The organism is Pseudomonas fluorescens (genome assembly GCF_001648775.1).
Classification (GTDB): Bacteria; Pseudomonadota; Gammaproteobacteria; order Pseudomonadales; family Pseudomonadaceae; genus Aquipseudomonas; species Aquipseudomonas fluorescens_M.
Window position 1 is genome coordinate 66669 of the sequence record NZ_LVEJ01000019.1, and the last position, 11833, is coordinate 78501.

The following is an 11833-nucleotide window of genomic DNA, read 5'->3' on the forward strand; positions in this document are numbered from 1 at the left end:
GCTCCCACAGGGGCACGCATTCCAATGTGGGAGCGAGCTTGCTCGCGAAAGCGGCAGGTCAGGCGCTGCATCTCTTGGGTCTGCACAAGGAAATGGATGATATGGACAGCTACATCCGCTGGTTTCAACGCTTCATCTGGCTAGGCATTGCGATGAACATGGTGTTCGCCATCCCCGCGCTGTTCGCGCCGGGATTGCTGACATCGGTGGTCGGTTTGCCGCCGCAACTCTCCGACCCATGGCTGGAAAACGCCGGGATGCTGCTGGTCGGCATCAGCGTGTTTTACATGCCGTCGGGTTTCAACGCGCCGCGCTACGTGGTGCATTCCTGGCTGTGTGTGCTGACGCGGTTGATCGCGGTGATCTTCTGGATTTACCTGATCAACACCAGCATTCAAGGTTCGGTGTTCGTGCCGATGCTGATGGGCGACCTGAGCTTCTTTCTGATCCTCGGCATTTTGCTGTACCTCGGCACATCGCCGGAAAACCGGCCGTGGGCACTGCTCTGCGATGGTTGCCGTGAGTGGCGCGCGGCGTGGCAGCGGCAATGGCAGAGCCACGCCTTCAAGGTCGGCACGCTGGTGGTGGCCGCGGTGCTCGGCTTCATCGGTTACCAAACCTGGTATCAGATGCTCCGCGTTGTTCCCGAACAGCAATACGCCTCGGACGAAGATCACTACAAATACGCCGCCATTGGCCTCGGCATCGAAGCGCGCATCCCCTATTACCTGTTCGCCGTGCTGCCGCAAATGTGTCCGGAGAAAATGCCCAAACCCGGTGGCTGGGAAGTCTTCGGCTTCCTCTTCGAAAACGGCAAGGACCTGCCGATCGGCATGGCCAAACGGCAGATTGGCTACCCGACCGTCGAGCCGAACTGCGCGCTGTGCCACACCGGTTCCTACCGCGCCAATGCCAGCGATGTTGCCGTCAATGTCCCTAGCGCGCCGGCCAACACCCTGCAACTGCAAGCGTTCCAGTGGTTCGCCTACGATTGCGCCAGCGACCCGAAATTCACCACCGACGCGGTGATGGCGGCGATCAACAGCAAGTTCCAGCTGGGCTTCTTCGAGAAACTCTACAACCGCTACCTGATCATGCCGATGGCGAAAAGCGCACTGCTCAAGCAGAAACAGGCCTACGCCTGGCAGAAGCTGCGTCCGCAACAGGGCCCGGGCCGCACCGACACGTTCAACCCGACGAAAATGGTGGTGTTCGGCTTCCCGGATGACTCGACTATCGGCACCGTCGACCTGCCGCAGGTGTGGAACCAGAAACCGCGCGAATCGATGTACCTGCACTGGGACGGCAATAACAACAAGATCCACGAACGCAACTACGCCGCCGCCATGGCCGTGGGTGCGACGCCGGAGTCGGTACTGCCGCCCAGCTTCAATCGCGTGACCAACTGGCTGCTCGGGCACAAGGCGCCGACGTGGCCGTGGGCGCTGGATCAGGCCAAGGTCACCCAGGGCAAGCCGATCTGGGAAGCGAACTGCGCTGCTTGTCATGACTTCGGTCGCGCCGATACCGGGCAGGTCACCACCAATATCGATCAGCTCGGCACCGATCCGCATCGGCTCGACTCGTTCACCACGGGGCTGGTGGCCGCGTTCCACTCCTTCAAAAAACCGCCGTTCGATTTCGGCGCCTACCGCAAGACCCAGAGCTACAGCAACACGCCGACCGATGGCGTCTGGCTGCGCGCGCCGTACCTGCACAACGGCTCGGTGCCGACTTTGTGGGACTTGCTACAACCGCCGGAAAAACGTCCGCAGGTGTTCATTACCGGTTCGGATGTTTACGACCCGGTCAACGTCGGTTTCGTCACCAGCGGCGCCCAGGCCAAAGCCTCAGCCGACTTCACATACGACACGCACCTGGAGGGCAACCACAACAGCGGTCACCTGTACGGCACGACGCTGTCGGACGACGACAAGCGTGCGCTGATCGAATTCATGAAAACCCTGTGAACCCTTACGGATAGAGGAATTTGCCATGTCACTGGTCAGTCATTGGGAACACGAGTACGACAAGGTCAAAGTGCGCATTCACGGCTTGTTCACGCGCATGGAAATGGCCTGGATGAAACTCATCAGCGAACTGGAGCCGCAGGAGTTTCAGGCGATCATCAAGTTGCTCCAGCGTGGGCACGATCAGGCGCAGTACGTGCTGAAAAACGGCGAGTTGCCGGACGACGAACCCGCCGTGCCGTGGGAGTTGTCGCACGGTTTGTCGATCCTGCGCATCGGCAATGCCACGCCGCTGCCGCAATCGCCCGATCAACTGGCAACCCGGGTGCTTAAGGACGGCACTCTGCTCGGGTGTCGCAAGTGGGAACTGCTTGATCTGTTGTGGAGTGAGGCGCTGCTGAAGTGGATCGAAAACCTGCGCCATCACGCGACGTTCGGCACCGACCCGGCGGTGGTGCAAATGGATCGCGAGGTGACTCTGGCGATTGCCGGCGACTGGGGCACCGGGCCGTTCGACAGCCACGCACCGGCGGTGTCGGTAGCCAATCAGATGCAACTGGCGCAGGCGGATTTCACCATTCACCTGGGCGATGTGTATTACGCCGGCAGTCATTCCCAGGAAGACGTCGACATGGCCGGTTGGCCGATGGGGACGCATGGTTCGTTCACCCTCAACTCCAACCACGAGATGTACAGCGGCGCCCACGGCTACTTCAAGGAGTTGAACAAACGTTTTCCGGGGCAGCAGGGCACCAGCTATTTTGCGCTGATCAACGATGACTGGCTGGTGGTCGGGCTGGATTCTGCCTATGCGTCGGACGCGATGAACCTGTACATGGACGGCACCTTGAACGAGCCGCAGATCCAGTGGATGAAAGGTCTGCCGAAACGCAAAAAGATCATGGTGCTCAGCCATCATCAGGGCTTCGATATTTCCGGGCACAACAAGACTGCGCTGTATCAACCGGTGTGCGATGCACTGGGGCGCGAGCCGGATTACTGGTATTGGGGGCATCTGCACAATGGCATCGTCTATGCGCAGCAGGGCGGTTTGCAGGCGCGTTGCGCCGGGCACGGGGCGATTCCTTATGGCAATTCCAGTGAGCTGAACGGGCATTCGCGAGTGTTGTGGTCAGAGACGCAGGATGCCAACGACCCGGCTTATCCGCTGCGGGTGTTGAACGGGTACGCGAAGATCAGGTTGGTGGGAGAGGAGATATTTGAGGAGTTTATTGGCGAGGATGGATCGGTGAGGTGGTCATCGAAGTGAAGCGGTGACTGAGCCGGCCTCTTCGCGAGCAGGCTCGCTCCCACAGGTGGAACGCATTCCAAATGTGGGAGCGAGCTTGCTCCGGGCGGCGATCCGACGAAGCTTTTGCTTTTAGCCTTGGACGGGGACGCCTTTGAGGTAAGGCGCAGGCTCGGCGCCGAGGTTGTTCAACAGGCGCTCGCTGTACCAATCAACGAAGTTGACCACGCCAAACTCATAGGTCTTCGAATAAGGCCCTGGCTGATACGCCGTCGAGTTGATCCCGCGCTGGTTTTCCTCAGCCAGACGCCGGTCCTGATCGTTGGTCGCATCCCACACCTGGCGCATGCGCTCGACGTCGTAATCGACGCCCTCAACCGCGTCCTTGTGCACGATCCACTTGGTGGTGACCATGGTTTCCTGCGCGCTGATCGGCCACACGGTGAAGACGATGATGTGGTCGCCCATGCAGTGGTTCCACGAATGCGGCAGGTGCAGGATGCGCATCGAACCCAGATCCGGGTTCTTGATCCGGCCCATCAGTTTCGCGCAACCCTGTTTGCCGTCGAGGGTCATCGACACGGTGCCCTTGAGCAGTGGCATGCGCACGATACGGTTACGCAGGCCGAAACTGGCGTGGGCGTACGGGATCTTCTCGGCTTCCCAGGCGGCAGCGGAGGCGGCGACGTGATCCTTGAACGCCTGATCGGCGCGCGGGTCGGTGACGTCGTCCCATTCCAGCAGGGTTTTCAGCAGTTCCGGGTGCGACGCGTTGCAGTGGTAGCACTCGCGGTTGTTTTCCAGCACCAGTTTCCAGTTGGCCTTTTCCATCAAGGTGGTGGTGATCGCCACCTTGGTGTTCTCCATGTCGTACGGTTCCATGTAATGGTTCAGCGTCGACAGGAAGTCATCGATGGCTGGCGGGTTCTCGGCCAGGCTGATGAAAATGTAGCCGCCGGCGGTTTTCACGTTCACCGGTTTGAGGCCGTACTGCTTCATGTCGAAGTCGGCGCCCATTTCGGTGCCGGCGAACAGCAGGCGACCGTCCAGCTCGTACGTCCACTGGTGGTAGTGGCAGACCAGTTTGGCGACTTTGCCTTTTTCACTGGTGCACAGGCGCGAGCCACGGTGGCGGCAGACGTTGTGGAACGCATGCACCACGCCCTCGGCGCCACGGATGACGATGATCGGGTTCTTGCCGATCTGCAGGGTCAGGTAATTACCTTTGGCCGGGATCTCGCAGGTCATGCCGGCGATCAACCACTCTTTCTGGAAGATCTCCTGCATGTCGATATCGAACAGGCGCTCATCGCTATAGAACGGTTGCGGCAGCGAAAAGGTGCGCTCGCGCTCTTGCAGCATTTGTGCGGTGGCCTTGCGTGCGGGTTCCAGCGGATCGCCCAGGCTGATTTTTGCGGTGACGTCCATCGATGTGATCCTCATGGCCATCTGCGTGGCCGGCGAAAAGTGGCTGATCAGGTGTGCTGCTAACGGGTGCTACGCAAGGTGTAAAGAAGCTGTCTTGGTGTTGGGGCGAGTGTGGGCCCGGCGCAGGGTGCAACCTTATCCATGGGCGACATGGTGCAATCTGTTCCCGACGCGCAACCCCCGGTGGTTGGGGGCTGGTCGCGATAAGTATGCCGATGTCGCGGATAGGTAAACGGGCGGTTCGCGCTATACGCAGAATCGCCGACATGAGGCCGACAGTCGGCCGTGGAGAACAGCATGTCCAACAGCTTCCTGAATCCGGTCACCACCCAGACCTGGGCCAATGGCCGACACATCGTCCGTTGCGTCAAAGTCATCCAGGAAACCTGGGACGTGCGCACCTTCTGCTTTATGGCTGACCAGCCGATCCTGTTCTTCTTCAAGCCCGGGCAGTTCGTCACCCTGGAGCTGGAAATCGAAGGCCAGCCGATCATGCGTTCGTACACGATCTCCAGTTCGCCGTCGGTGCCGTACAGCTTTTCGGTGACGATCAAACGGGTGCCGGGCGGCAAGGTTTCCAACTGGCTGCACGACACGTTGCATGAAGGCCAGGAGCTGGCGGTGCACGGGCCGGTCGGGCTGTTCAACGCCATCGATTTCCCGAGCCCGAAAGTCCTGTACCTGAGCGGCGGTGTCGGCATCACGCCGTGCATGTCGATGGCGCGCTGGTTTTACGACACCAACGCCAACGTCGACATGACCTTTATCCACAGCGCGCGCTCGCCGAAAGACATCATTTACCACCGCGAGCTGGAACACATGGCGTCGCGGATCGACAACTTCAGCCTGCACCTGATTTGTGAGAAGCATGGCTTGGGTGAACCGTGGGCCGGGTATCGCGGTTATCTGAACCACAAGATGCTCGAATTGATGGTGCCGGATTTCCTTGAGCGCGAAGTGTTCTGCTGCGGCCCGACGCCGTACATGAACGCGGTCAAGCGGTTGCTGGAAGTGGCCGGGTACGACATGTCGCGTTATCACGAGGAATCGTTCGGTGCTACGCCGCCGGAAGCGCGTGCCGATGCGGTGGAGCAAGCCGAACAGGCAGCGGATGCGCCGGAGATCGATGCGGCGGATCTGCATCAGGTCGAGTTCACTTCGTCCGGCAAGAGCATTCGGGTGGCCCCGGGTGAGACTGTGCATGCGGCGGCGGCCAAGCTGGGGTTGATGATTCCGAAAGCTTGCGGCATGGGTATTTGCGGGACGTGCAAGGTGCTGAAGCTGGGCGGCGAGGTGGAGATGGAGCACAACGGCGGGATTACCGAGGACGACGAGGCCGAGGGGTTCATTCTGTCGTGCTGCAGCGTGCCTAAGGGGGATGTGCGTATCGATTTCTGAGTGGGGCGAATTTTTGCGTACGGCTTACCCCTCACCCCAGCCCTCTCCCAGAGGGAGAGGGGGCCGATTTTTGGGCTTTTCAAAATGTGAGTTCGGCTCGGTATTTCACGTCGGCGTAACTCTGATAAACACTACGGTCAGTCCCCTCTCCCTCCGGGAGAGGGCTAGGGTGAGGGGCTTTTCAGTCAACGAACAAATCCGGCATTAGTGCCGCGTCGCTTTCTCGATCAAAGCGATATTGACCGAACTCCGTCACACCGCTCTCCCGCAAAATTTCCTCATCAATCAACAACCGCCCGGTAATCTGCCGCCCGCTGCTATCCAGAATCACATGCGCCGCATCCGCCATGATCGCTGGCGTTCGCGCCTGCTTGAACGACTCCCGATTCCCCAACTGAAACTCAATCGCCGCCGTGGCAATCATCGTCTGCGGCCACAGTGAATTGACGCTGATCCCGTACCCGGCAAATTCCTCGCTCATCCCCAGCGTCAGCATGCTCATGCCGTACTTGGTCACCGTATACGGGCTGAACTGCGCAAACCATTTGCTCGCCAGATTCAGTGGCGGCGACAGGTTGAGAATGTGCCCGGCGGATTTCTTCAGATAGGGCAGGGCGGCCTGGCTGCACAGCAGCACCGCGCGGGTGTTGATCTGGTGCATCAGGTCGAAACGCTTGAGTTCGATATGTTGCACGCCGGTCAACTTGATCGCCCCGGCGTTGTTTACCAGCGCATCGATGCCGCCGAAATGTTCGTTGGCTTGGGCCAGTGCCTGACGCACCGCGTCTTCATCGCGCACATCCACTTGCAATGCCAAGGCCTTGCCGCCCGCCGCTTCGACTTCGGCGGCGACGCTGTGAATGGTCCCGGGCAGTTTGGCGTGAGGTTCGGCGCTTTTCGCCGCAATCACGATATTGGCCCCGTCCCTGGCGGCACGCAGCGCAATCTCACGGCCAATGCCACGGCTGGCGCCGGTGATGAACAGGGTTTTGCCTTGTAACGACATGCCGATGCTCCTGCTTATTGTTTTGTGAGCGGAGGGCTCGACAGACAATGTAGACCAAGCAGAAGCACAACCCGTGTAGTCAGGTCAGGCGGACATGACTTCGCGGATGTCGCGGGCCAGTTCGCGGACGCGTTCTTCTTCGGTGTCCCACGAGCACATGAAGCGTGCGCCGCCCTTGCCGATGAAGGTGTAGAAGCGCCAGTTTTTCGCGGTCAGCGCGGCGATCGCCGGTTCCGACAATTGCAGGAACACGCCGTTGGCCTGGACCGGGAACATCAGTTCGACGCCGGGAATGTCGCTGACCAGTTCCGCGAGCAATTGCGCGCAGTGGTTGGCGTGGCGCGCATATTTGAGCCAGGCGTCGGTTTCGAGGATGCCGACCCACGGTGCCGAGAGGAAGCGCATTTTCGACGCCAGTTGCCCGGCCTGTTTGCAGCGGTAATCGAAGTCTTCCGCCAGTTTGTGGTTGAAGAACAGGATCGCTTCACCCACGGCCATGCCGTTCTTGGTGCCGCCGAAGCACAACACGTCAACCCCGGCCTTCCAGGTCAGATCCGCTGGCGAGCAGCCGAGGAACGCGCAGGCGTTGGAGAAGCGCGCGCCGTCCATGTGCAGGTGCAGGCCCAGCTCCTTGCAAGTGGCGCTGATGGCGCGGACTTCTTCCGGGGTGTAGACGCTGCCGACTTCGGTGGCTTGGGTAAGCGTTACCACGCGCGGTTTCGGGTAGTGAATGTCCTGGCGCTTGAGCGCGACTTCGCGGATCGATTGCGGGGTGATCTTGCCGTTTTCAGTGCCGGCGATCAGCAGTTTCGAGCCGTTGGAGAAGAATTCCGGGGCGCCGCATTCGTCGGTTTCGACGTGGGCGGTTTCCGAGCAGATCACGCTGTGGTAACTCTGGCACAGCGACGACAGGGCCAGCGAGTTGGCCGCGGTGCCGTTGAAGGCGAAGAACACTTCGCAGTCGGTTTCGAACAGTTTGCGGAAATGATCGGACGCGCGTGCGGTCCATTCATCGTCGCCGTAAGCGCGCTGGTGGCCGTGGTTGGCCTGCTCCATTGCAGCCCAGGCTTCAGGGCAGATACCGGAGTAGTTGTCGCTGGCGAATTGTTGGCTCTTGTCGGTCATGGCCGGCTTCCGTGGTCGAGACTCTTGTGAAGGCTCGTGGTCAATGATGGTGCGCACTTTACCGAAGATCTTCCGGGGAGCACACGGGATGTCGCTGTCAGAACATTACATGGACGCAGGCCGATTATGCACCTGACTAAACGCGACGGCGCGCTGGATCTGCTCAAGTGGCTGGCGCTGCTGAGCATGTTGCTCGATCACCTGCGATATGTCGGGTTCTCCGCCGATTGGTTGTATGTGCCGGGGCGGCTGGCGTTTCCGTGGTTTTGTCTGGCGATGGCGGCGAATCTTTCGCGGGATGGTTCGCGGAGGATGGAGTGGCGCTATCTGGGCTGGTTGTTGCTGTTCAGTGCGGTGAGTGAAATTCCTTACCGGTTGTACATTCCAGAGCCCGATACGTTGAATGTGATGCCGACGCTGGCGCTGGGGTTATTGGTGGCGCGTGGGTGGCAGGATCCATCGGTCATGTCGCGATTGCTCGGTGTCGCGGCGCTGGTGTTGGCCGCTGTGTTCACGGAGCGACTGATGTTCGGCTTCTACGGGGCTCTGCTGCCGTTGGCGATGCTGCTGGTGTTTCGCCGGCCGTGGTATTTCAGCTTGCTGGCGGGATTGATTTGTCTCTCTGCCAATCAATGGCAAGTGCTTTGTGAATCGGCAATCTTCGGTAATAGCGTTGCCATTTTCGGCATCGCCACCTGTCTGTTCGCGCCAGTGCTCGGAATGTTCCTGTTGCGACATGGGCGACATCTCCAGCCACCGCCGATGCGCCGCTGGGCTTACGCCCTGTATCCCGCGCATTTTCTCCTGCTGCTCGCCGTCCGCCAACTCTTCACATAACCCTGTGGGAGCGAGCTTGCTCGCGAAAGCGGTGTATCAGCCAGCACTGATGCTGACTGACACGGCCTATTCGCGAGCAAGCTCGCTCCCACAGGGTTCTTCGTCATATTGAGGATGGTGTTTGTCAGGGCATTTCCAGCCATGTCGTAAACGCACCTTTGCGTGGCGCGCGCAGGCATTTGAGCTGTCTGCGCCGGTCATACCATCGGCATCAAAGGGCACTGCCGTGATTGCCAGTGCCTTACCGAGACGAATGGCGCACAGATGCCGCTGGGAGAGACGCGATGTTCAGCAAGCAAGACCAGATCCAGGGTTACGACGATGCACTGCTGGCGGCGATGAATGCCGAGGAGCAACGTCAGGAAGATCACATCGAGCTGATCGCGTCGGAGAACTACACCAGCAAACGCGTGATGCAAGCGCAAGGCAGCGGCCTGACCAACAAATACGCCGAAGGCTATCCGGGCAAGCGCTACTACGGTGGCTGCGAGCACGTCGATAAAGTCGAAGCGCTGGCCATCGAACGCGCCAAGCAACTGTTCGGCGCCGATTACGCCAACGTCCAGCCGCACTCCGGTTCTTCGGCCAACAGTGCTGTTTACTTGGCGCTGATCCAGCCGGGCGACACCATCCTCGGCATGAGCCTGGCCCACGGCGGTCACCTGACCCACGGCGCCAAAGTGTCGTCCTCGGGCAAGCTCTACAACGCTGTGCAGTACGGCATCAACACCGACACCGGGCTGATCGATTACGACGAAGTCGAGCGACTGGCCGTCGAATCCAAGCCGAAAATGATCGTCGCCGGTTTCTCCGCTTACTCGAAGACTCTGGACTTCCCGCGCTTCCGTCAGATCGCTGACAAGGTCGGCGCGCTGCTGTTCGTCGACATGGCCCACGTCGCCGGTCTGGTTGCCGCCGGTCTGTACCCGAACCCGCTGCCGTACGCCGACGTGGTCACCACCACCACGCACAAAACCCTGCGCGGCCCACGTGGCGGGCTGATCCTGGCCAAGTCCAACGAAGAGATCGAGAAGAAGCTCAACGCCGCCGTATTCCCCGGCGCGCAGGGCGGCCCGCTGATGCACGTCATCGCCGGTAAAGCCGTGTGCTTCAAGGAAGCGCTGGAGCCAGGCTTCAAGGCGTATCAGCAACAAGTGATCGACAACGCTCAGGCGATGGCCAGCGTGTTTATCAAACGTGGCTACGATGTAGTGTCCGGCGGCACCGACAACCACTTGTTCCTGGTCAGCCTGATCCGTCAGGGCCTGACCGGCAAAGACGCTGACGCCGCCCTCGGTCGCGCGCACATCACCGTCAACAAGAACGCCGTGCCGAACGACCCGCAATCGCCGTTCGTGACCTCGGGTCTGCGCATCGGCACCCCGGCGGTCACTACGCGCGGTTTCAAGGTGACCCAGTGCGAAGTGTTGGCTGGCTGGATCTGCGACATCCTCGACAACCTCGGTGATGCCGATGTCGAGGCCAATGTTGCCCAGCAAGTGTCGGCCCTGTGCGCAGACTTCCCGGTTTATCGCTGAGTGTTCTGGAGTAACTGACTATGCAACGCTATTCGGGCTTCGGCCTCTTCAAACACTCCCTCAGCCACCACGAAAACTGGCAGCGCATGTGGCGCACGCCAACGCCGAAGAAAGTCTACGACGTGGTCATCGTCGGCGGCGGCGGGCACGGTCTGGCGACTGCCTACTATTTGGCGAAAGAACACGGCATCACCAACGTCGCCGTGGTCGAGAAGGGCTGGCTGGGCGGCGGTAACACCGCGCGCAACACCACCATCGTTCGCTCTAACTACCTGTGGGACGAGTCGGCGCACCTTTACGAACACGCGATGAAATTGTGGGAAGGCCTGTCACAGGATCTCAACTACAACGTGATGTTCTCCCAGCGCGGCGTCTATAACCTGTGCCACACCCTGCAGGACATTCGTGATTCCGAGCGTCGGGTCAGTGCCAACCGCCTCAATGGCGTCGATGGCGAATTGCTCAACGCCAAGCAAGTCGCTGACGAGATTCCGTACCTCGACTGCTCGAAAAACACCCGCTACCCGGTGATGGGCGCAACCGTTCAGCGTCGCGGCGGCGTCGCCCGTCACGATGCCGTGGCCTGGGGCTTTGCCCGTGCCGCCGACGCCCTCGGTGTCGACTTGATCCAGCAGACCGAAGTGATCGGTTTCCGCAAGGAAAACGGCGTGTGCATCGGCGTTGAAACCAACAAGGGTTTCATTGGTGCCAAGCGTGTCGGTGTGGTCACCGCCGGTAACTCCGGGCACATGGCCAAGCTCGCCGGTTTCCGTCTGCCGATCGAATCTCACCCGCTGCAAGCGCTGGTGTCTGAGCCGATCAAACCGATTATCGACAGCGTGATCATGTCCAACGCCGTGCACGGTTACATCAGCCAGTCCGACAAGGGCGACCTGGTGATCGGCGCCGGTATCGACGGCTACAACGGCTACGGTCAACGCGGTTCGTACCCGGTGATCGAGCACACCATTCAAGCGATCGTCGAGATGTTCCCGGTGCTGTCGCGCGTACGCATGAACCGCCAGTGGGGCGGCATCGTCGACACCACCCCGGACGCTTGCCCGATCATTTCGAAAACCCCGGTACCGAACATGTTCTTCAACTGCGGTTGGGGCACCGGTGGCTTCAAGGCAACTCCTGGCTCGGGCAACGTGTTTGCTGCGAGTCTGGCCAAGGGTGAAATGCACCCGTTGGCCGCACCGTTTTCCATCGACCGTTTCCACAACGGCGCACTCATCGACGAACACGGCGCTGCTGCCGTCGCCCACTAACAGGAGAAATC

General features: G+C 60.3%; 9 protein-coding genes. 6 read left to right on the forward strand and 3 right to left on the reverse strand.

The genetic code is table 11. The features are described 5' to 3' along the window. The first annotated feature begins 101 nt into the window (after positions 1–101). Together A8O26_RS18170 and A8O26_RS18175 are read left to right on the forward strand one after the other, a co-directional pair. On the forward strand, positions 102–1970 hold the full coding sequence (locus tag A8O26_RS18170) for a hypothetical protein (RefSeq protein ID WP_064119297.1): 1869 nt from the start codon (positions 102–104) through the stop codon (positions 1968–1970). 25 nt (positions 1971–1995) lie between these two features. Next, complete coding sequence (locus A8O26_RS18175) at positions 1996–3240, forward strand: metallophosphoesterase family protein (protein WP_064119208.1); 1245 nt, start codon at positions 1996–1998, stop codon at positions 3238–3240. Between the two features lie 111 nt (positions 3241–3351). Here the strand turns inward: A8O26_RS18175 and gbcA are convergent, their stop codons facing one another. After that, positions 3352–4647, reverse strand: a complete 1296-nt coding sequence (gene gbcA, locus A8O26_RS18180; RefSeq protein ID WP_008083155.1) for a glycine-betaine demethylase subunit GbcA — start codon at positions 4645–4647, stop codon at positions 3352–3354. Positions 4648–4944: 297 nt separating this feature from the next. Here gbcA and gbcB point away from each other — a divergent pair, with 297 nt between their 5' ends. Then, a complete protein-coding gene (gene gbcB / locus A8O26_RS18185; RefSeq protein WP_007911227.1) occupies positions 4945–6045 on the forward strand; it encodes a glycine-betaine demethylase subunit GbcB in 1101 nt (366 codons plus the stop codon). A gap of 181 nt (positions 6046–6226) precedes the next feature. Here the strand turns inward: gbcB and A8O26_RS18190 are convergent, their stop codons facing one another. Together A8O26_RS18190 and A8O26_RS18195 are read right to left on the reverse strand one after the other, a co-directional pair. Further along, positions 6227–7051, reverse strand: a complete 825-nt coding sequence (locus A8O26_RS18190) for an SDR family oxidoreductase (protein ID WP_064119209.1) — start codon at positions 7049–7051, stop codon at positions 6227–6229. An 84-nt stretch (positions 7052–7135) separates the two neighbouring features. Next, positions 7136–8176 carry a threonine aldolase family protein gene (locus tag A8O26_RS18195; RefSeq protein WP_064119210.1) on the reverse strand — a complete coding sequence of 347 codons (1041 nt, stop codon included), beginning with the start codon at positions 8174–8176 and terminating at the stop codon, positions 7136–7138. A 126-nt stretch (positions 8177–8302) separates the two neighbouring features. Here A8O26_RS18195 and A8O26_RS18200 point away from each other — a divergent pair, with 126 nt between their 5' ends. From A8O26_RS18200 to A8O26_RS18210, 3 genes are all read left to right on the forward strand, one after another. Next, a complete protein-coding gene (locus A8O26_RS18200) occupies positions 8303–9013 on the forward strand; it encodes a TraX family protein (protein ID WP_064119211.1) in 711 nt (236 codons plus the stop codon). A 284-nt stretch (positions 9014–9297) separates the two neighbouring features. After that, positions 9298–10551, forward strand: coding sequence for a serine hydroxymethyltransferase (locus A8O26_RS18205; protein ID WP_007913117.1), 1254 nt, complete (start codon positions 9298–9300; stop codon positions 10549–10551). Positions 10552–10571: 20 nt separating this feature from the next. Next, positions 10572–11822: a sarcosine oxidase subunit beta gene (locus A8O26_RS18210; protein ID WP_003206307.1), complete on the forward strand. Its 1251-nt coding sequence runs from the start codon at positions 10572–10574 to the stop codon at positions 11820–11822. The last annotated feature ends 11 nt before the right edge of the window (positions 11823–11833 follow it).

Bases quoted from the DNA above. Each gene is read 5' to 3' on its own strand.
- A8O26_RS18170 (WP_064119297.1), top strand. From the start codon at position 102: ATGGACAGCTACATCCGCTGGTTTCAACGCTTCATCTGGCTAGGCATT.
- A8O26_RS18175 (WP_064119208.1), top strand. From the start codon at position 1,996: ATGTCACTGGTCAGTCATTGGGAACACGAGTACGACAAGGTCAAAGTG.
- gbcA (WP_008083155.1), bottom strand. From the start codon at position 4,647: ATGGACGTCACCGCAAAAATCAGCCTGGGCGATCCGCTGGAACCCGCA.
- gbcB (WP_007911227.1), top strand. From the start codon at position 4,945: ATGTCCAACAGCTTCCTGAATCCGGTCACCACCCAGACCTGGGCCAAT.
- A8O26_RS18190 (WP_064119209.1), bottom strand. From the start codon at position 7,051: ATGTCGTTACAAGGCAAAACCCTGTTCATCACCGGCGCCAGCCGTGGC.
- A8O26_RS18195 (WP_064119210.1), bottom strand. From the start codon at position 8,176: ATGACCGACAAGAGCCAACAATTCGCCAGCGACAACTACTCCGGTATC.
- A8O26_RS18200 (WP_064119211.1), top strand. From the start codon at position 8,303: ATGCACCTGACTAAACGCGACGGCGCGCTGGATCTGCTCAAGTGGCTG.
- A8O26_RS18205 (WP_007913117.1), top strand. From the start codon at position 9,298: ATGTTCAGCAAGCAAGACCAGATCCAGGGTTACGACGATGCACTGCTG.
- A8O26_RS18210 (WP_003206307.1), top strand. From the start codon at position 10,572: ATGCAACGCTATTCGGGCTTCGGCCTCTTCAAACACTCCCTCAGCCAC.